The following is a 17940-nucleotide window of genomic DNA, read 5'->3' as shown; positions in this document are numbered from 1 at the left end:
GATGGCCGGTATGCAACTACCGCAATGGCTGGCGCGGTTCAACAGGCACGTGACCAATCCGATCCAGCGGCTGTGGGCTGGTTGGGCGCCGACGATGGGGATTCTCGAGCACGTCGGCCGCAAATCGGGCCAACAGTACCGAACCCCGCTGACGGTCTTCTCCACCGAGGACGGCGTGGCGATCCTCCTGACCTACGGACCCAACCGGGACTGGCTCAAGAACATCACCGCGGCTGGTGGCGGCCGAATCAGGCGTTACGGCAAGACCTTTGAGGTGCGCGATCCGCGGGTCATGCCGAAGGCCCAGGCAGCGGCATCGGTGACAGGTCTGGGGCGGCCACTCTTCGCACGGCTGCCGTTCGAGCAAGCTGTGCTGCTCACCAGGGTCTAGGAGCCCTCAGTGCCGCAGGTCGACGTGCGCGCGGATCGGCCCCTTGGCGACCGTGGTGAACGGCACCTCGCAGTCGAAGTCCTTGTCCAGCGAGCTGACCTTCATCGCCCGGACGATGGTGGCCAGCGCCAGCGTGGTCTCCAGCCGTGCGAAATGTTCGCCGATGCAGGGGCGCCCACCGCCGAGAAACGGGAGGAACTGCCAGCGATCACGGGACCTGACGTTCTCCGGGCTGAACCGGTCGGGGTCGAAGTCCATTGGATTGGGCCACAACGTCGGATCGTGATGAAGCGCATAGATGCCCACGGCGATGAGGCTGCCCGCCTGCACTCGGTATCCGTTGACCGCGATATCGCGAGTCGCGAGCCGCGCGACACCCGCCGCGGGAGGACACAGCCGCAACGCTTCGTGCAGCACCTGCACGGTGTAGCCGAGTGCGGGCACGTCGTCGGGCGTGAGCTCTCGATCGCCGATGGCCGCCGCCTCGGCGGCCACCCGATCCTGGACGTCGGGATGGTGGCCCAGGATCCACAACGAGTAGGTGAGCGCCGTCGCGGTGGTGTCGTGGCCGGCGAGCATGAAGATCAGCAGGTCATTGGAGATGTCGTCGTCCGAGATCGGCTGCCCGGTTTCCGGATCGGTCGCCGCGAGCAGGGCCTGCACCAGCGGCGCGTCCCGCGTCGGGTCGGCGCGGCAGGCCCGCACCATCTCGTCGGTGATCGTGCGCATTTTCCTGACCGCGGCCCTGGCCCGGCGGCGCGCCGGTGTGGGCATCCATCGCGGTGCGCGCACCGGCCGTAACGCCCGGTCGGCGGTGTAGGAGGACGCCACGTGCATGCAGTTTGCGATGGTGTCGGCACGTTCGTTGAGGTCGACACCCAGCACCGAGCGGCCCAGCGACTGCATGGCGATCTTGCGGCATTCCACGTCGAGGTCGACATCGCCGCCTGCCGGCCAGCGATCGACGAAATGCTGTGCGGCCCTAGACATATGGCCACCAAAGTTTCGGACATTGTGCTTGGTGAACACCGGTTGCAGCGCCCGCTTACGGGGCCGCCACTGTTCGTTGGGCAGCACGAACAGGCTGTCGCCGGCCATGTTCCGCACTTCGTCGTGGATGACGCACCGGTCAGACGATGCGTCGCTGCGCCCCAACACATCACGCATCGCTTCGGGCGACATCACCGCCACGATCGGCGGTATGAAGTTCTTCGGTCCGAACTGGATGCGGGTAATGGTGCCACCGGCATCGCGGATGACTTCCTGCCCGGTATCCAGCCTGCGCACCAGCTTCACCAACCGATGGATCGGCAGGGGATTCTTCGGGACCAACGGCAGGGCGCCGACGTCGACGGTGGAGGTCACTGCGCACTCCAGAGCAGCGGTGCGCCTTCACCTTTCATCATGACCGCGCCTGCCATGACCCTCAACCGGTACGGGGCCAGCCGCAACGCCGCGAAATCCGCGGACGTGGGCCCGTCGGCCCATTGCGGAATGATCCGGGGGTCGTAGCCCACCGGTGCTGGAGCACTGGCGAATTTGTCCCACACCGCGGCGCGGGTCTCGTCATCGAGATACCACTCGACGAGGCATTCGGCGCTGCAGGTGTCCTGGCTCGGGGTCCAGTAGTTCAGCGACATCTGCGGGTGTACCGCAAGGTGCGCCTTCTTGATCGGGCTCGGCACCGTCGCGATCCACCCGAACAGGTCGGTGCCGTCCCACTCCCAGATCGGGTGGAGCACCCGACTGCGTGGATGGCCGTTGGCGTCGACGGTGGCGGCGGAGGCCCACACGATCGAATGGGCCATGTCGATGAACGGGGGCGCGATCTTCTCGAGAGAGGTCACGCCGGAACTCTAACGCGGTCTATGTTTTGTCCTGCTTGCCACTTTCCTCGCTGAACTTGGGATTGCCGTCGTCGTCGACCCAGTCGTTGACCGCGGTACCCGATACTGCGCCGTCGGTGCCCGGCATCGAGATCGTCGGCCGGTCGTCGTTGTTGTCCTTGGCCATTGCCTTGGCCTTTTCCCGGTGCTCGTCGGTTACCTCGGGCTTCTCCGTGGGTTCCGGCCGATCGGGTGCGTTGATGACGTTGTGGTGTTCGTCGGTTTCGGGCTCGGCGTTGCGCCGTTCCTCGGTGCTCTGTAGCTCGTCGTTGCTCTGCTGTTGTTCGGTAGCCATGCCTGTCTGTTTGCCCCGTGGTGTGACCCACCAAACAGAGGTGCGCTAATCAGCAGCTAGAGCGGCACGCAGCGCGGCAGGCAAGCTGGGGAGGAAGTGCTGCGTGGCGAAGGCCCGGATGTCGTCAGCGCTGTCCAGCGGTTGAGCGCTGGGCAGGAGCAGCGCCATCGCCGCATAGCGCAGAATCGTGTCGGCGAATTCGTTGACGGCCTGCTCACCGATCCGCTCGGCGAAGCCGGTCGGGAAAATGACCCGCAGCGCCTCGGCCATTCGGACGATCGCGGCACCGTGGTGCTGAGCCGCCAGTTCGAGGACCAGCGCCGGCTCGTCCCTGATCATCCGGTCGAGAACGCGGTGCCTGCGGAACTTCAGGATCGCCAGGGTGAAGGCCTCGACGTAGTAGTTCGCCTGCGGGCCCGCCTGTTTCAGTTCGTTGGCGATGTCGGCGAACAGCGTTACGTTCTCGCGTTCGATGACGGCCGCGACCAGCTCGTCCTTGTTGCGGAACCGCCGGTAGATGGTCGTGCGGCTGACCTTGGCGCGCCGCGCGACATCGTCGAGCGCCACCCGGCGGAATCCGTGTTGTTCGAACTCGACGACGGCGGCGTCGAGGATGGCTTCCGTCGTGGACGACGAATCAGGCACCGTCGTGGAGTCAGCCCCTGGCATAGCCGGTCTGGGCGAACGTGTTGTAGCGCAACCGCATTGGCAGATGATCCCACAGCCAGTTCACCGGCCGGGTGCGCCACAGCGCGGCGAAGCGCTGGTATCGGCGTTCTTGGCGCTCACTCCACGGCAGTCCGAGCAGGTCCCTGGTCCGCGGCGGCATGCCGCCGGTGGTGAGGAACGCTGCCACGGGGTTGAAGACCGGCGCGATCAGCCGCCACAGCACGGGCGAAACCCCTTTGGGGCGCGGGAAGCCCTTGGTGACATAGCCGACGCCGTACTTGGCGGTGGGATGCGCGACGACGATCTCGTCGATCATCCGGTTCCAGTACCGCTCGAACTCGTCGTAGTCGGCGGGCATCGGCCGCTCGCTCACGCCGTAGCGGCGATACCACGTCTTGGACTCCAGGTAGATCTGCTCCTTCTCCGCGCGCGTCAAACGCTTGACGAATGTGTCGGCGAAGTAGAGCACCTGCTCGACGAATGTGGCGTGCGCCCAGAAGAACGTGTCCGGATCCAGGGCGTGGTAGCGAGAACCGTCGGGCATCTCGCCCTTGATGTTGGTGTGGAAGTCGCGGACCCGGGTCCCCTCGTTGTCGTCGTCGGCGCCGTAGACCGTCATGAAGATCGGTGGCAGCGACCGCTTGACCCGCGCGGCGGTGTCGGCGAAGAACACCGAGTGGTCCAGCACGCCCTGGCCGAGTTCGGCGAGCATGTTCTGCAGGACGGCGGGCCGCGGCCCGATCAGGTACATCCGGTTGTCACCGAAATACCTCCAGACCAGCGAGTCCGGGCCCAGTGGCAGGGCGTCGAGCGTCTGTTCGGCATTCTCGGCCTGGAGAGTCATGTGGAACAGTGTTACAAATTTCGAACTTTGTACCAACCACAACGGGGTGTGACTCCTGTCGCACTTGAATGCGTCCGCAGGCATATCGTCGAAGCCACTGCTTCCAACAATCAAGGAGCGCCCGGTGGCGAAGCGTCTGACTCCGCAGGACATGCTCTTCCTCTACGGCGAGACTCCCAGTTCGATGATGCACGTCGCCGCGCTGATGCCATTCACCCCGCCGGACGACGCACCGGCCAACTATCTGCGCCAGATGTTCGAGGAAACCCGACACCTCGAAGTCGTCGAGCCCTGGAATCTCAAGCTGTCCCATCCCCGCATGTTGTTTCGCCCGGACCAGTCGTGGGTCAAAGACGAGAAGTTCGACATCGACTACCACGTCCGCCGGTCGGCGCTCGCGAGTCCCGGCGACGAGCGCGAACTGGGCATCCTGGTCTCCCGGCTGCACAGCCAGAACATCGACTTCACCCGGCCGCCGTGGGAACTTCACTTCATCGAAGGGCTCGAGGGCGGGCGGTTCGCGATCTACATGAAGATCCACCACTCGCTGGTGGACGGTTACACCGGGAACAAGATTCTCGAGCGAAGCATGTCGACCGACCCGACGCTGCGGGATCAGCCCCTGTTCTTCAACGTCGGCCCGCCGTCGAGAAAACGCTCGAAGACACCAGCGCCGCCCCGCAATCCCATCGTGAGTCTGGTCGGCGGCTTGCTCGGCGGCGCCGTAGGCGGAGCACAGTCGGTGGTCAACGTCGGAAAGGCGTTGTACAACACTCAAATCCGCAGCGATGACGAATACGGACAGATAACCAACTCCTTCCAGGCCCCGCATTCGATCCTGAACAAGCACATCAGTCGCAATCGCCGGTTCGCTACGCAGGTTTACCCGTTCGAGCGCCTCAAGAGCATCGGCAGCAAGCACGACGCCACAGTCAACGACGTCGCGCTCACGATCATCGGCGGGGGTCTGCGCGCGTTTCTCGATCAACTCGGGGAATTGCCCGGCAAACCCCTGGTCGCATTTCTGCCGGTCAACATCCGACCGAAGGACGACGTCGGCGGTGGCAACGCGGTGGGGACGATTTTGACCACGATGGGCACCGACATCGAAGACCCGGTCGAACGGCTGCACGCGATCACCGCGTCGACGCGGGCGGCGAAAGGTCAGCTGCAGAACATGTCACAGACCGAGGTGCTGGCCTACACCGCAGGCTTGATGGCGCCGACGGCATTTCAGCTCGCCAGCGCCATGACCGGCGTCAGGGGACCGTTGCCATTCACGTTCAACCTGTGCGTCAGCAACGTTCCTGGGCCGCGAGAAACCCTGTATCTCAATGGAAGTCGTCTGGAAGCCACCTATCCGGTTTCGATTCCGATGCACGGGATGGCACTCAACATCACACTGGAGAGCTACGCCGACACCCTGAACTTCGGATTCATCGGATGCCGGGACGCCCTGCCACACCTGCAGCGCCTGGCGGTGTACACCGGTGACGCGCTCGACGAATTGGACAAGCTGGCCTGAGCCGAACGCCGCTCGTTCACGCGGACACTGGAGCCGTACCATCGACTCGACCGCGATTGACGCGTCGCCACCGCGCGATCCCCAGCACGGCAAGCACGCCCGCGACGGTCGCCAGCAGCAGAGCCAAACTCAGCAGGGGCGCACTGTAAACCGACGACGTGGTCATCGGCTCACCCTCGATGATCGGGGGCACTTCGACCGTCGTGATCGCGGCCAGCCAGCTCAGCACACAGCCGACGGCCGCGGCCGCCGCCAGCACCAGTTGGACGATGGCGCGGGCCTTCACGAAGCCGGCTCCGGCGGGATGCGTTCCTCGACCAGCCGGGTCAGTTCGGTCCGCAACCGCTGATGCTTGCGTGCCCATGCCTGGGCGCTGCGGTCGTTGGTCAGCTTGAGGCCGATGCCCTTACGTCCACGCGGCACTCCGGTGAGCTCACCGAGTGCACGCGATGACTGCCATTTCGGCGTTTCAGCACCGGTGGCCTCGGGATAGATCCGCACGATGTCGTCGATGCTGATGCGTTCTTCGCCCTGGCGCAGATGATCCGGCGTCAGTTCCACCGAGGTGTGGATCCGGGCCGCCTTGATCTGGATCCACAGAAACCCCGTCACGAGGACGAAGAAGATGCCCGGCACCACCCATTGGATGCCCAACCCGGCCGAGAGCTGGATCAGCGCCATGGAGATGCCCGCGACGGGGCCGGCCAGGATCCACCACCACGTGGCACCTGGCTCGTAGAACAGGATCTGGGGCGGCGAACTCGTGTCGGTCACGTGGGCTCGTCTTTCTGATCTCGTGCGAACCACTCCAGCGCCGGTGGCCGCATCATCAGGACGGCGCCGACCATGGTCAGGATCATGATGAGCAGCCAGATCGGCCCGCGGCTGTACAGCGCAAAGAGCGCGAGAACCACCACGACCGCCAGCGACAGCGCGATGGCCGCGCGCCGGAACCGCTCGTCGCCCAGGCGGGCCCGGCCGGCCAGAAATCCCAGGCCGAGACCCGATGCGGCCAACAGCGCCCCCATACCGCGGAACAGCGAGGGGAGGGCGTCCGGCGAGAATGCGAGCAGTAGCCCGAATGCCACCAGCAGCACCGCGCCGGCCGCCCAGCACCAGAACCCGGCGGACACGACGCGGGGTCGCAACTGTTGAGCTGTCATGATCGGGCCAGCGTAACGCTTCACCGCGTGAAGAACGCCTGGGCGTCCTTGCGGTGCAACAGGAACACCCCGCCCGCGATCAGGACCGATCCCAGGATGCCGCAGACCGCGTAGACCATCGCCGCGACGGTGGGCCGGGTGACCGTGAAGAGGTTCGTCGCGACGTACACGACCGTCGCGACCCCACCGCCGGTCAGCACCGTGCGAGCCCATCGGTAGCCGTGGCGCATCAGGATCTGGAAGGTCAGCACGACGGCCGCCAGCACGACGACGAAAAGTATCGACAGCGCCAGAACCGCAGTGGGCAACCGATCATTCGGAGCGGCGACCATGTCGATGATGTGGCCGGCCAACAGCAGCGGTAGGGACGCCACCCACAGCCAGAATCCGGTGTCGACATCCACCGGCCGGCCGGAGGGCTCGACCGGCGGTGTCACGCCAGCCAAGCGGCGACGTCGGCCGCCCAGTACGTCAACACGATGTCCGCACCCGCCCTGCGGATGCCGGTCAACGTCTCCAGCGCGACGGTCTGCGGGTCGATCCAGCCCTTCTCGGCGGCGGCGCAGATCATCGCGTATTCGCCTGAGACCTGGTAGGCGGCCACGGGCACCGGAGAGATGTCGGCGGCCGCACGAACCACGTCGAGGTAGGCCATCGCGGGCTTGACCATCACGATGTCGGCTCCCTCGTCGATGTCGAGTTCCACCTCGTGCAGCGCTTCGCGAGCGTTGCCCGGCTCCTGCTGATAGGTGCGCCTGTCGCCCCGCAGGCTCGACGACACCGCCTCACGGAACGGGCCGTAAAAGCCCGAAGCGAATTTGGCCGCGTAAGCCAGGATCACGGTGTCGATGTGGCCGGCCGCATCCAGACCGGCGCGGATGGCCGCGACCTGGCCATCCATCATGCCACTGGGGCTGACGACGTGAGCACCTGAATCAGCCTGTGCCACAGCAAGTTCGACGTAACGTTCGTTGGTCGCGTCGTTGTCGACCCTGCCGGTCGCGTCGAGGACACCACAGTGACCGTGGTCGGTGAACTCGTCGAGGCAGGTGTCGGCCATCAGCACCGTGTCCTCGCCGAGATCCTTCGCCAGATCCCGCAGCGCGACGTTGAGGATGCCGTCCTGAGAAACCCCGACCGACCCCCCGGCATCCTTGTCCTGGTCGCGCGGCACACCGAACAGCATCAGGCCGCCCACGCCCGCGGCGACCGCGTCAGCGGCGGCGCGGCGCAACGAGTCACGAGTGTGCTGTACGACGCCGGGCATGGAAGCGATGGGCCGCGATTCCGAAATCCCGTCGGCGACGAACATCGGCAACACCAAATGCCTTGGCTCCAGCGAGGTTTGCGCCACCAACCGACGCAACGCGGGTGTCGATCGAAGTCGACGGGGTCGGTGACTCGGATAGGACATGTAATGCCATTCCTACGAGATGGTTGCGGCTAGCGGCGACGGCTCTTCTTACGCGGCGGGGGCAGCGCACCCTCGGCACGCAGTCTGGCCGCATGCTCGGCGAGCGCCTCAACCAGCGGACCGACCGCGGCGACCTCGGGCTGCACGTCCACGCGTAGGCCGAATTCCGCAGCGGTTTCAGCGGTCTTGGGCCCGATGCACGCCACGATCGTGCGTGCGTGCGGCTTGCCGGCGATGCCGACGAGGTTGCGCACCGTCGAGCTCGAGGTGAAGCACACTGCGTCGAAGCCACCGGTCTTGATCATCTCGCGTGTGTGCGCAGGCGGCGGCGCCGCACGCACCGTGCGGTACGCGGTGACATCCTCGATCTCCCAACCGCGTTCACGCAGACCTTCGGCCAGCGTCTCGGTGGCGATGTCGGCGCGCGGCAGCAGCACTCGGTTCACCGGATCGAAAACGTCATCGTAGGGCGGGAACTCGTCGAGCAAGCCGATCGATGACTGTTCACCGACAGGTACCAGCTCGGGGTTGATACCGAAAGCGCGCACCCGATCGGCGGTCGCCTGACCGACGCACGCGATCTTCACTCCCGAGAATGCGCGGGCATCGAGGCCGAACTCGTTGAACTTCTCCCACACCGCACGCACCGCGTTGGTGGAGGTGAACACCACCCACTGGAACCGGCCGTCGACGAGACCCTTGACCGCACGCTCCATCTGCGCGGGGCTGCGCGGCGGCTCGACGGCGATGGTGGGTACCTCGATCGGCAATGCGCCGTGGGACACCAGCTTTTCGCTCATCTCGCCGGCCTGGTCCTTGGTGCGCGGCACCAATACGGTCCAGCCGTACAGTGCGCGACTCTCCCACCAGTTCAGCTTGGCGCGGTTGGCGACGGTCTTGCCGATCGTGACCACCAGCGGTCCGGCCAATGGTCCCGCCGGTTCGGCGCCGATCAGCGTCGCCTTGTCCAGCAGCCCGGCCAGCGTCGTCTCGACCGAACGCTGTTGGCACGTCGTGCCGTTCGCGGTCACCACGGTTTGGGTGTTCTCGGCAATGCCGTACTCGATCAGCGTGCGCGCCGCGTCGGGAAGGTGAGATGCGGTGGCGTGCAGGATCAGTGGGCCCGGCGCGGCGGCCAGCGACTCCCAGTCCACGTCGCCGCGGACGTCCGCGACGGTGTGCGCCGACCCCAGCGGCAGACCCGCATATGTGGGCACCGCGGTGGTGTCGGGCAGTCCCGGCACGATCTCGAAATCCAGATGGGTCTTCGCCAGCGCCGTCACCTCGGTGATCACCGCGTCCACCGAAAGTGGATCACCCGCCACCAGACGCACGACGTCGGCACCGGTGCGCGATTCGGCCGCCAGTGTCTTGGCGACCTCGGCCGGATCGCCCAGCGCGGGCCGGATGTCGGGACCGCCTGAAATCGTGGGTGCCGGATTCTCGGCTGCGTCGCCGTCGACGGGTGCCGGCGGATCGGCGGGTTCGGGGCCCGACGGCGGCGGCAGCTCAGAACCCGCGAGGGCGAGCACCGCTTCCGGCACGTCGGGGTCTGTGAACACCAGGGCGGCGTTGGCCAACACCGTGCGGGCCCGCGTCGTCAGCAGACCCGGATCACCCGGGCCCGAACCGACGAACGTGATGCGGCCCGGCTTCGGCTTACGCCCTCGCCCGCTCCCTTGGCCTGTCATCTATCACTCACCTCGATGCTTGTCGCAGCTCTAGCTACTGCCGTCGCGTTCCGCCATGAGCTCGCGCGCCCCCAGCTCGAACAACTCCTCGGCCACCGAGAGCCCCAGCTCCCGTGCCCGATCGGTAGTCCCTACCGCGGACGCGCGGATCACGTCGGATCCGTCCAGCGTCGCCACGCAACCGCGCAACGACACCTCTTCGAAGACCCGGCCGTCCTCGTCGATGGACTCGACCACCTCGGCGATCGCACCCACCGGCGCGGAACAACCCGCCTCCAGTGCGGCGAGCAGGGCCCGCTCCGCCGTGACCGCTGCGCGGGTGTCGGCGTCGTCCAACTCCGACAGCAGCGCGGCGAGCTCGGTGTCGCCTGCGCGGCACTCGACCGCGAGGGCACCCTGAGCCGGCGCTGGCAACATCTGCACCGGTTCCAGAGTCTCGGTGACATCGGCTAATCGTCCGATGCGGGCCAGACCCGCCCGGGCGACGACGATGCCGTCGAGGTCACCATTGCTTACCCTGTTCAACCTGGTGTCAAGGTTGCCTCTTAGGGGGCGGATTTCCAAACCGAGACCCAATGCTCTAAGCTGCGCGGCCCGTCGCGGGCTCGATGTGCCGATGACCGACCCGGCAGGCAACTCTCCCAGGACCAGGCCGTCGCGGGCCACCAGGGCGTCGCGAGCGTCCTCTCGCGGGGGTATCGCAGCGATCTTGAATCGATCGTCGGGCGCGGTCGGCAAATCCTTGTAGGAGTGCACCGCCATGTCCACACGGCCGTCGTGAATCGCCTCCCGCAGCGCCGCGGTGAACACGCCGATACCGATCTCGGCCACTGGCGCGTCGGATCGATCGCCCTCGGTGGACACGATGACCAACTCGGCGGCGTGGCCCCTGCCCTCGAGCGCGTCTTTGATGAGACCGGCCTGGGTTGTCGCCAACAGGCTGCCCCGGGTGCCTATCCGGATGGGTCCCTGGGGGTAGGAACGTAGTGACCCGGGGGAAGATACAGTCAAGCTCTACTCGGTCTTGTCGAGATCGGTTGCCATCAAAGGCAATTCGCCCGCAGCGACAGCGTCGACGGCCTGCTGGTCGAGCTCGAAGAGCTCCCGCAACGCCTCGGCGTAGCTGTCGCCGCCCGGGGCGCTGGCCAGCTGCTTGACCCGGACTGTCGGAGCGTGCAGGAGCTTGTCGACGACCCGTCGCACCGTCTTGGCGACCTCGTCGCGGTGGGCCGCTTCAAGCCCCGGCAGCCGGTTGTCCAGCCGCAACAGCTCGGCCTCGACCACGTCGGCGGCGCGCTGGCGCAGCGCGGTGACGGTGGGCGTGACCTCGGCCATCCGCTGGCCGGAAAGGTAATTGGCCACCTCGGCGGCGACAATGGTCCGGGCCGCCTCGGTGTCCGACGCCGCGGCGCGCGCCGACGGCTCGCGCTGGATCCTGTCCATATCGACGACGTAGACGTCGGGAAGACCGGCGACGGCCGGGTCGACGTTGCGGGGCATGCCAAGGTCGCAGATCACCAGCTGTTTGGGCGTCTGACCGTGCGCGAGACCGCGGTGGACATCGGCAAGCGACACCACCGGTCGGACAGCGCCCGTGCAGCTCACGACGACGTCGGCGTCGGTCAGCGTCGGCGTGAGGTGGTCGAACGGGAACGCGTCGGCCGTGACACCGAGCTCACGGATCTTCTCGGCCAGCCGCTTCGCGCGCGGCAGCGTGCGGTTCACCACGTGAATACGCTCGACACCCGCCTTCACCAGGTACTTCGCCGACAGCGAACCCATCGAGCCCGCGCCGATGACAACGGCGCTGCGGCCCGCCAGCGAACCGAGCTTGGCGTCGGCCATATCGAGCGCCACCGACACCACGGACGCGCCGGCGGCGTCGATACCGGTTTCGGCGTGCACCCGCTTGCCGACGGAAAGGGCGCGCTGGGACAGTTCGTGCAGCGTGCGGCCCACGGTGTGGTTCGACTCCGCGGTGGCGTACGCTCGGCGCACCTGCCCGAGCACCTGCTGCTCGCCGATCACCGCGGAATCCAGGCCGCTGGCCACCGCGAACAGGTGCTCGACGGCCGCCTCGGCATAGCGCACGTAGGCGTATTTCGTAAGGTCGTTGAGGCCCATACCGGAGTGCTCCGAAAGCACCTGCCCGATCACCGACAGTCCGCCGTGGAAGGCCTCGACGACGGCGTAGACCTCGACCCGGTTGCAGGTCGACAGCACCATGGCCTCAGTCACCAGCGACGACTGCAGGACCTTCTCGATGATTTTGGCCTGTTCGGCCTCATCGGTGCTCAACTGCTCGAGAACAGACACCGGCGCGCTGCGGTGCGAAACCCCGAAAAGCAGCACGCTCACGGCTTGTCCACCACGTCATCCAAGGTAATCGTTGACCAGCGAGCTCACCAAATTATCGACGTTGCCGAGATGGGACATTCGACACGTCTGACGGCCAGAATCCGTACCGGAACCCTATTTCGGCGGCAGTTTCCGGAGATCCGCCCGCAACCGAGGCTCGTCGACTTCCCAGTAGCTGTGTTCGGCGCCGTCGAGCAGCACCACCGGCAGCCGATCGCCGAACTCGGCCCGCAGCGCCGGGTCCCCATCGGCCGCAGCGGTGTCGACGTCGGTGATCGTCAACGTGAAGCCCAGCTCGTCGGCCAGCTCCGCGAGCCGCGCCGCGGCGCCGGTGCAGATTGTGCAGCCGGCACGCGTGAGCAGTTCCACCCGTCTTCCCATGGCGCAAGTATCTCCGCACGGTGACCTAGGCTGAATTCGTGTCCGACTCCGACGTCATCGAGCCCTCCGGGGGGACAGACGCCGATGATCAAAAGCTCGCAGGCGAGGCCAGTGCGGGTGCGGCGGTCTTCGACCTGGATGAGCCCAGCGCAGCAGGCGCCCCGCCGCCCGACTTGACCGCAGCGGCGTTCTTCGACGTCGACAACACGCTCGTACACGGGTCGTCGCTGGTGCATTTCGCGCGTGGGCTGGCCGCCCGCAAGTACTTCACCTACGGCGATCTTGGCCGATTCGCTTACGCGCAAGCCAAGTTTCAACTTCTCGGCCGGGAGAACAGCGACGACGTCGCCGCCGGTAAGCGAAAGGCGCTCGCGTTCATCGAGGGCCGGTCGACCGAGGAACTGATGGCCCTCGGCGAGGACATCTACGACCAGATCATCGCCGACAAGATCTGGCCGGGCACTCGCGCCCTGACACAGATGCACCTCGACGCCGGCCAACAAGTGTGGTTGGTCACCGCGACGCCCTACGAGCTGGCGGCCACCATCGCCAAGCGGCTCGGGCTGACCGGTGCGCTGGGCACCGTCGCCGAATCGATCGACGGTGTGTTCACCGGCCGGCTCGTCGGCGACATTCTGCACGGTGCAGGTAAAGCGCATGCGGTACGGGCGCTGGCCATCCGGGAGGGCCTGAACCTACGGCGCTGCACCGCGTATTCGGACAGCTTCAACGACGTCCCGATGCTGTCGCTGGTCGGCACCGCGGTGGCGATCAATCCGGACGCCGCCTTGCGTGATCTCGCAAGGGAGCGCGGATGGGAGATCCGCGACTTCCGCACCGCGCGTAAGGCCGCGCGCATCGGGGTGCCGTCGGCGCTGGCGCTGGGCGCCGCAGGCGGCGCATTGGCGGCGGTAGTGTCGCGGCGCCAGGACGGCCGCTGAGACCAGCGCTGATAGGCTCGCGCCCGCACATCACGAGACGAAGAGAACGCCATGGCTATCGCTGAAGACATCATCGGGACCCACTACCGCTACCCCGACTATTTCGAGGTCAACCGGGAGAAGATCCGTGAGTTCGCGCGTGCGGTCAAAGACGAGCACCCGGCGCACTACTCCGAGGAAGCCGCCAAGGAGTACGGCCACGACGCCCTCGTCGCGTCACTGACGTTCCTGGCGGTGGCGGGCCGTCGGGTACAGATGGAGCTCTTCAACCAGTTCGATGTGCCGATCAACATGGAGCGGGTACTGCACCGCGATCAGAAGTTGGTCTTCCACCGGCCCATCCTGGCGGGCGACAAGCTGTATTTCGATTCCTATCTGGACTCGGTCATGGAGTCGCACGGCGCGATTCTCACCGAGATCCGCGGTGAGGTGACCGACGCCGAGGGCAAGCCGGTGATCACCAGCATCGTCACGGTGATGGGCGAAGCCGAATCCGACACCGAGGCCGACGAGGTGAGCGCACGGATCGCCGCGGCGCGCGACGACGCCATCGCGAAAATGATTGCCAAGCAAAGCTCTAAGCAGAGCTAGCTTCCGTTACGCGCCGCTACCCGAAGAAGGCGTTCCGCCGGTTGGCCAACAGCTGGTAGAGCGTCTGCTGGATGGTCTCGCGGACGTGGTCGGTCAGCTCAAAGGTCACCATCGGATCATCGGCGGACGCTTCGTCGTAATCCGACGTGTAGATCGGCTCGCCGAACTGGATGTGCCACTTCGACGGAAGCGGCACCAGGCCGACGGGCCCGGCCAGCGGGAACAGCGGTGTGACGGGGAAGTACGGCAGGCCGAGCAGGCGGGCCAACAGCTTGACGTCGGCGATCATCGGATAGATCTCTTCGGATCCGACGATCGAGCACGGCACGATCGGCGCCTTGGTCCGCAGGGCCGCGGCAACGAACCCGCCGCGGCCGAACCGCTGCAGCTTGTAGCGGTCCTTGAAGTGCTTGCCCAAACCCTTATAGCCCTCGGGGAAGACCGCGGTGAGTTCCCCGGCTGCCAATAGCCTGTGCGCATCGGACGTGCAGGCCATGGTGTGCCCGGCCTTGCGCGCAGCCTGCCCGAGAAAGGGCATGTCGAATACCATGTCGGCGGCCAGCAGGCGCAGATCGCGATTGGTTGGATGGTTGTCGTGTACCGCCACTGAGGTCATCAGCCCGTCGAAGGGCAACACCCCGGCATGGTTGGCGACGACCAACGCGGCACCGGTTTCCGGGAGGTTCTCGATACCGCTGACCTCGACCCGGAACCACGACTTGAAAAGCCCTCGCAGCAAAGGCAAGAAGATTGCGTTATTGAGGTGGGGATCGAAGCCGAACTCGTCGACGGTGTAGTCGCCCATCATCCGCTGGCGGATGAATTCAGCTCCCGCACCTATTCGTTTGGCGAGTTCGGAGGGAGTCGCGTCGGTGGCGCCGGCACCCGCGGCGCCGCCACGGGCCTGATCGATTTCGCGAACGACCGCGGCGATCTGCTCAGCGGAGGCGTGCGCACCGCTGTCGGAGAACACGGACGGATGTCGACGGGAACTCTCCGCGCGCGCTGCCGCAGCCCGCCGCTGGGCCGTCGATCGACCCGAATTGGAATGCAGCGGAATGACTTTGGCCTTCGACTCGCCCGCCACCTTCGTACCTTCTCCCCGACCCGATTCGAATCGTTGCTGTTATCTTCCCCACCGCTGCGCCATGGACACGGCGCGACTCTCCATTGAGCGTACCCATTTCGGGTCGATGATCGGAGTCAACCCGCGACCTCTCACGTAATCGTCAAACGCTTCCAAGGTTGTCCACTTCGGGCTGTAGCCAAGCTCGTTACGCATACGTGTCGTATCCATGACGCGGCCGTAGCTCAAGTAGTCAAGCTGCTCTCGATCGACCTCAGTGTAGCGAGTTGCGCGCGACAGCGAATCCACAGCGGAGAGCGCGGACCGAGGTACCGGCAGGGCGATGCGCCCGGCGCGCCGGATGGCCTGGCTCATCATCATGATCCCGGTGGCACCGATGTTGAAGGTGCCCGACTTGCCCGCCATCGTCGCGCGCTCCAAAGCGCCGAGCGCGTCCTGTTCGTGCAGCAGCTGCAGTCGCGCGTCGTGGCCGATGACCGTCGGCACCACCGGACCTGCGAGATACCGCGACAACGCGGTGTCCATCGCGGGACCGATCATGTTGGCCAGCCGCAGGATCGTGACCGTGATGTCGGGCCTTCGCCGACCGAGACCGCGGGCGTAGCCCTCGATGTCGATGCTGTCGCGGGCGAAGCCCTCGCCCGGTGGCCGCCTCGCACCGCTGGCCTCGGTGAACAGGACGGGATCGTGCGGGTGTGAGCCGTAGACCTCCGACGTCGACTTCACGATCACCCTGCGCACCGTCGGTGCCTTCTGGCAGGCGGCGAACAGCTGGATCGCGCCCATCACGTTGAGCTCTTTGAGCACGGCCCGCCCCCCGGCTCGCGGCGCGTAGGAGGCCGCGGCGGCGTGCACAACGGTGTCGACCTCACCGTTGCGGATGACCTTCGCAATGAACGGGTTACGGATGTCGGCACGCACGAACTCGGCGCGACCCATTCTGCGCAGCAGATCCTTGCTCGGGGCGATGGCGTCGACGGCGATGACGTGATTGATCAGCGGGTTCTGGGCCAACCGTGCCGTCAGATACCCGCCGAGAAATCGGCATGCGCCTGTGACAAGCACGACCTTCGGGTAGTGGACGGTGTCGTCTGGAGAACGACCCTCAGAATCCATCCGGTCAGCCTAGCGACCGAGCGCGAGAACTACTTGCCGAGTTTTCTGCGCTGGACCCTGGTGCGACGAAGCAGCTTGCGGTGCTTCTTCTTCGACATACGCTTGCGCCGCTTCTTGATGACTGAACCCATGAACTCCGCAATCTAGATGATGTTTGTGCACTTCCGCGCACGTGACTCGACCCGCTACCTTACCTGGGCGGTCAGGCTAAACGAAAAGCGCGTGACGGAGCCGGAAGGCTCGGTGATATCGGGCTCGGTGGTCAGCGGTGCGGGGCGAGGACAACCAAACAATCAGCCCGCGTCGAAGTACGAGCTTTCGAGCATGTCGTGCACTGCCTTGGCGTGCACGCGGAAAGAGCGGCCGACACGCACTGCGGGCAACTCTCCGTTGTGCACCAAGCGATATACCGTCATCTTGCTGACCCGCATCAGGCTGGCCACTTCCGCGACGGTGAGAAATTGAGCACGAGGCGGCTGGCCGTCGGAAGCGCTGCTGTCCCGCTTGCCGCTCGCCGAATCACGACCCGATGGCCCGTTCATAGACGTCATCGCAACCCATTCAGTTCAGGCACGAGCAGTCCCAGCAGCTTCCCCACCGCTGGCACCAACCCGTGCTTACACGAGGAGAATAGCGTGGCGTATGGGGTTACTGCGACGGGTGTGGGCTAATCAATTTGAATTGATTGAATTACTGGGATGTAATTCCCAGCTGCTCAGACCGGGTTTTTGCGGCTTCGACCGCGGAAGCTACGGCGGCCCGCAAACCGCCTCGTTCGAGTTCTCGCAGACCAGCTGCGGTGGTACCCCCGGGCGAGGTAACTGTCGCGCGTAGCTGAGCCGCCGTGGTGTCGATCGCCGTCCCCAGCGCGACTTCCCCCGACGGCTGCGCCTCATCGAGCCGCTCCAGCAACATAGCGGCCGAACCCGCCATCGTTTGCACGACCAGATCGGTCGCCACCGACCGCGACAGACCCGCGGCCACGCCCGCGTCCACCAAGGCCTCGACCATCAGGAAGAAGTAGGCCGGACCCGATCCGGACACGGCGGTGACGGCGTCGAGCTGTGACTCCGGCACGGTGAGCACACCGCCTACCGCGTCGAAGATCGACGACACCCCTTTGAGGTGGTCTGCAGTAGCGAAGCGGCCCGGCGCCAAGGCGCTCACCCCGCCCCCGACGACGACCGGGGCGTTGGGCATCACCCGGATGACAGGCGACCCCGCAGGCAGCTTGTTCTCATAGAACGCCGCCGTGACGCCGGCCGCGACAGTCACGAAAACCTTTTCGGCAGTATCGGTTTCGGCCCTGGCCGCGGCATCGGCGATCTCGGCGACCAGCCCCTCGACGTCGAACGGCTTCACCGCCACGATGACGTACGTCGCGGTGTCGACCGCGTCACCCACCGTCGTGACCAGCACCGAGTACGTCTCCGACAGGAACTTGGCGCGGTCGGGATCCTTCTCGGCAACCACCAGGTCCTTGACCTGCCGACCGGCGCGCAGCATGCCCGACAGCAGCGCCTCGCCCATACTCCCGCCACCGATGATCGCGATTCTGGCCATGCGGGCAAGCATTGCAGACGCAGCG

General features: G+C 66.0%; 23 protein-coding genes. 4 read left to right on the top strand and 19 right to left on the bottom strand.

Features of this window, described 5'->3' with window-relative positions:
• Positions 1-10: 10 nt before the first annotated feature.
• Entirely contained in the window at positions 11-391 is a 381-nt protein-coding gene (locus tag M1248_RS18450; protein WP_317149298.1) for a nitroreductase family deazaflavin-dependent oxidoreductase, read from the top strand.
• Positions 392-397: 6 nt separating this feature from the next.
• On the opposite strand, the gene M1248_RS18445 is transcribed toward M1248_RS18450, so the two are convergent.
• Genes M1248_RS18445 through M1248_RS18425 form a run of 5 tightly spaced genes read right to left on the bottom strand, consistent with a single transcriptional unit; the run spans position 398 to position 4085 of the window.
• The gene (locus M1248_RS18445) at positions 398-1756 is read right to left on the bottom strand and encodes a cytochrome P450 (RefSeq protein ID WP_317149297.1); all 1359 of its coding nucleotides are present in this window, start codon (positions 1754-1756) and stop codon (positions 398-400) included.
• Positions 1753-2238, bottom strand: coding sequence for a pyridoxamine 5'-phosphate oxidase family protein (locus M1248_RS18440; protein ID WP_163734570.1), 486 nt, complete (start codon positions 2236-2238; stop codon positions 1753-1755). The genes M1248_RS18445 and M1248_RS18440 overlap by 4 nt, the downstream gene beginning before the upstream one ends.
• Before the next feature lie 19 nt (positions 2239-2257).
• Positions 2258-2572 carry a hypothetical protein gene (locus M1248_RS18435; protein ID WP_163734567.1) on the bottom strand — a complete coding sequence of 105 codons (315 nt, stop codon included), beginning with the start codon at positions 2570-2572 and terminating at the stop codon, positions 2258-2260.
• A 45-nt stretch (positions 2573-2617) separates the two neighbouring features.
• Positions 2618-3241 carry a helix-turn-helix domain-containing protein gene (locus M1248_RS18430; protein ID WP_317149296.1) on the bottom strand — a complete coding sequence of 208 codons (624 nt, stop codon included), beginning with the start codon at positions 3239-3241 and terminating at the stop codon, positions 2618-2620.
• Positions 3228-4085 carry an oxygenase MpaB family protein gene (locus M1248_RS18425; protein WP_317149295.1) on the bottom strand — a complete coding sequence of 286 codons (858 nt, stop codon included), beginning with the start codon at positions 4083-4085 and terminating at the stop codon, positions 3228-3230. The genes M1248_RS18430 and M1248_RS18425 overlap by 14 nt, the downstream gene beginning before the upstream one ends.
• A gap of 151 nt (positions 4086-4236) precedes the next feature.
• Between M1248_RS18425 and M1248_RS18420 the strand changes: the two genes are divergently transcribed.
• The gene (locus tag M1248_RS18420) at positions 4237-5610 is read left to right on the top strand and encodes a WS/DGAT/MGAT family O-acyltransferase (RefSeq protein WP_163738221.1); all 1374 of its coding nucleotides are present in this window, start codon (positions 4237-4239) and stop codon (positions 5608-5610) included.
• Between the two features lie 16 nt (positions 5611-5626).
• Here M1248_RS18420 and M1248_RS18415 read toward each other — a convergent pair whose 3' ends face one another.
• The 9 genes from M1248_RS18415 to M1248_RS18375 all read right to left on the bottom strand — a co-directional run bounded on the left by M1248_RS18415 (position 5627) and on the right by M1248_RS18375 (position 12617).
• Positions 5627-5896, bottom strand: coding sequence for a hypothetical protein (locus tag M1248_RS18415; RefSeq protein ID WP_317149294.1), 270 nt, complete (start codon positions 5894-5896; stop codon positions 5627-5629).
• The gene (locus M1248_RS18410; protein WP_163734555.1) at positions 5893-6384 is read right to left on the bottom strand and encodes a DUF3093 family protein; all 492 of its coding nucleotides are present in this window, start codon (positions 6382-6384) and stop codon (positions 5893-5895) included. Before M1248_RS18410 ends, M1248_RS18415 begins: the two co-directional genes overlap by 4 nt.
• The gene (locus M1248_RS18405; protein ID WP_083124310.1) at positions 6381-6773 is read right to left on the bottom strand and encodes a hypothetical protein; all 393 of its coding nucleotides are present in this window, start codon (positions 6771-6773) and stop codon (positions 6381-6383) included. Before M1248_RS18405 ends, M1248_RS18410 begins: the two co-directional genes overlap by 4 nt.
• A 20-nt stretch (positions 6774-6793) precedes the next feature.
• Positions 6794-7210 carry a hypothetical protein gene (locus M1248_RS18400; RefSeq protein WP_317149293.1) on the bottom strand — a complete coding sequence of 139 codons (417 nt, stop codon included), beginning with the start codon at positions 7208-7210 and terminating at the stop codon, positions 6794-6796.
• On the bottom strand, positions 7207-8187 hold the full coding sequence (hemB, locus tag M1248_RS18395; RefSeq protein ID WP_317149292.1) for a porphobilinogen synthase: 981 nt from the start codon (positions 8185-8187) through the stop codon (positions 7207-7209). The genes M1248_RS18400 and hemB overlap by 4 nt, the downstream gene beginning before the upstream one ends.
• A gap of 29 nt (positions 8188-8216) precedes the next feature.
• On the bottom strand, positions 8217-9878 hold the full coding sequence (locus M1248_RS18390; RefSeq protein ID WP_317149291.1) for a bifunctional uroporphyrinogen-III C-methyltransferase/uroporphyrinogen-III synthase: 1662 nt from the start codon (positions 9876-9878) through the stop codon (positions 8217-8219).
• Between the two features lie 30 nt (positions 9879-9908).
• Positions 9909-10841, bottom strand: a complete 933-nt coding sequence (gene hemC / locus M1248_RS18385; RefSeq protein ID WP_317149325.1) for a hydroxymethylbilane synthase — start codon at positions 10839-10841, stop codon at positions 9909-9911.
• A 51-nt stretch (positions 10842-10892) separates the two neighbouring features.
• Entirely contained in the window at positions 10893-12236 is a 1344-nt protein-coding gene (locus M1248_RS18380; protein ID WP_163734544.1) for a glutamyl-tRNA reductase, read from the bottom strand.
• 114 nt (positions 12237-12350) lie between these two features.
• Positions 12351-12617: a glutaredoxin family protein gene (locus M1248_RS18375; protein ID WP_163734541.1), complete on the bottom strand. Its 267-nt coding sequence runs from the start codon at positions 12615-12617 to the stop codon at positions 12351-12353.
• 56 nt (positions 12618-12673) lie between these two features.
• Here M1248_RS18375 and M1248_RS18370 point away from each other — a divergent pair, with 56 nt between their 5' ends.
• The gene (locus M1248_RS18370) at positions 12674-13558 is read left to right on the top strand and encodes an HAD family hydrolase (protein ID WP_410506690.1); all 885 of its coding nucleotides are present in this window, start codon (positions 12674-12676) and stop codon (positions 13556-13558) included.
• A gap of 51 nt (positions 13559-13609) precedes the next feature.
• Entirely contained in the window at positions 13610-14149 is a 540-nt protein-coding gene (locus M1248_RS18365; RefSeq protein ID WP_163734535.1) for a MaoC family dehydratase N-terminal domain-containing protein, read from the top strand.
• A 16-nt stretch (positions 14150-14165) separates the two neighbouring features.
• Here the strand turns inward: M1248_RS18365 and M1248_RS18360 are convergent, their stop codons facing one another.
• The 5 genes from M1248_RS18360 to proC all read right to left on the bottom strand — a co-directional run bounded on the left by M1248_RS18360 (position 14166) and on the right by proC (position 17915).
• Complete coding sequence (locus M1248_RS18360) at positions 14166-15236, bottom strand: lysophospholipid acyltransferase family protein (protein WP_163734530.1); 1071 nt, start codon at positions 15234-15236, stop codon at positions 14166-14168.
• A 39-nt stretch (positions 15237-15275) separates the two neighbouring features.
• Positions 15276-16352, bottom strand: coding sequence for an SDR family oxidoreductase (locus tag M1248_RS18355; RefSeq protein ID WP_317149290.1), 1077 nt, complete (start codon positions 16350-16352; stop codon positions 15276-15278).
• A gap of 29 nt (positions 16353-16381) precedes the next feature.
• Positions 16382-16483: a 30S ribosomal protein bS22 gene (locus M1248_RS18350; protein WP_003402602.1), complete on the bottom strand. Its 102-nt coding sequence runs from the start codon at positions 16481-16483 to the stop codon at positions 16382-16384.
• A gap of 162 nt (positions 16484-16645) precedes the next feature.
• Entirely contained in the window at positions 16646-16903 is a 258-nt protein-coding gene (locus M1248_RS18345; RefSeq protein ID WP_083124197.1) for a helix-turn-helix domain-containing protein, read from the bottom strand.
• A 139-nt stretch (positions 16904-17042) separates the two neighbouring features.
• Positions 17043-17915, bottom strand: a complete 873-nt coding sequence (proC, locus tag M1248_RS18340; RefSeq protein WP_174262162.1) for a pyrroline-5-carboxylate reductase — start codon at positions 17913-17915, stop codon at positions 17043-17045.
• Positions 17916-17940 lie beyond the last annotated feature (25 nt).

Source organism: Mycobacterium sp. 29Ha, from assembly GCF_032883055.1.
GTDB classification, from domain to species: domain Bacteria; phylum Actinomycetota; class Actinomycetes; order Mycobacteriales; family Mycobacteriaceae; genus Mycobacterium; species Mycobacterium gallinarum.
This window is presented reverse-complemented; position numbering and strand designations above follow the sequence as displayed.

What these genes read in the sequence shown, in the direction of transcription:
- M1248_RS18450 (WP_317149298.1), top strand. Translation starts at nt 11, where the DNA reads ATGCAACTACCGCAATGGCTGGCGCGGTTCAACAGGCACGTGACCAAT.
- M1248_RS18435 (WP_163734567.1), bottom strand. Translation starts at nt 2,572, where the DNA reads ATGGCTACCGAACAACAGCAGAGCAACGACGAGCTACAGAGCACCGAG.
- M1248_RS18430 (WP_317149296.1), bottom strand. Translation starts at nt 3,241, where the DNA reads ATGCCAGGGGCTGACTCCACGACGGTGCCTGATTCGTCGTCCACGACG.
- M1248_RS18425 (WP_317149295.1), bottom strand. Translation starts at nt 4,085, where the DNA reads ATGACTCTCCAGGCCGAGAATGCCGAACAGACGCTCGACGCCCTGCCA.
- M1248_RS18420 (WP_163738221.1), top strand. Translation starts at nt 4,237, where the DNA reads ATGCTCTTCCTCTACGGCGAGACTCCCAGTTCGATGATGCACGTCGCC.
- M1248_RS18405 (WP_083124310.1), bottom strand. Translation starts at nt 6,773, where the DNA reads ATGACAGCTCAACAGTTGCGACCCCGCGTCGTGTCCGCCGGGTTCTGG.
- hemB (WP_317149292.1), bottom strand. Translation starts at nt 8,187, where the DNA reads ATGTCCTATCCGAGTCACCGACCCCGTCGACTTCGATCGACACCCGCG.
- M1248_RS18390 (WP_317149291.1), bottom strand. Translation starts at nt 9,878, where the DNA reads ATGACAGGCCAAGGGAGCGGGCGAGGGCGTAAGCCGAAGCCGGGCCGC.
- M1248_RS18375 (WP_163734541.1), bottom strand. Translation starts at nt 12,617, where the DNA reads ATGGGAAGACGGGTGGAACTGCTCACGCGTGCCGGCTGCACAATCTGC.
- M1248_RS18365 (WP_163734535.1), top strand. Translation starts at nt 13,610, where the DNA reads ATGGCTATCGCTGAAGACATCATCGGGACCCACTACCGCTACCCCGAC.
- M1248_RS18355 (WP_317149290.1), bottom strand. Translation starts at nt 16,352, where the DNA reads ATGGATTCTGAGGGTCGTTCTCCAGACGACACCGTCCACTACCCGAAG.
- M1248_RS18350 (WP_003402602.1), bottom strand. Translation starts at nt 16,483, where the DNA reads ATGGGTTCAGTCATCAAGAAGCGGCGCAAGCGTATGTCGAAGAAGAAG.
- M1248_RS18345 (WP_083124197.1), bottom strand. Translation starts at nt 16,903, where the DNA reads ATGACGTCTATGAACGGGCCATCGGGTCGTGATTCGGCGAGCGGCAAG.
- proC (WP_174262162.1), bottom strand. Translation starts at nt 17,915, where the DNA reads ATGGCCAGAATCGCGATCATCGGTGGCGGGAGTATGGGCGAGGCGCTG.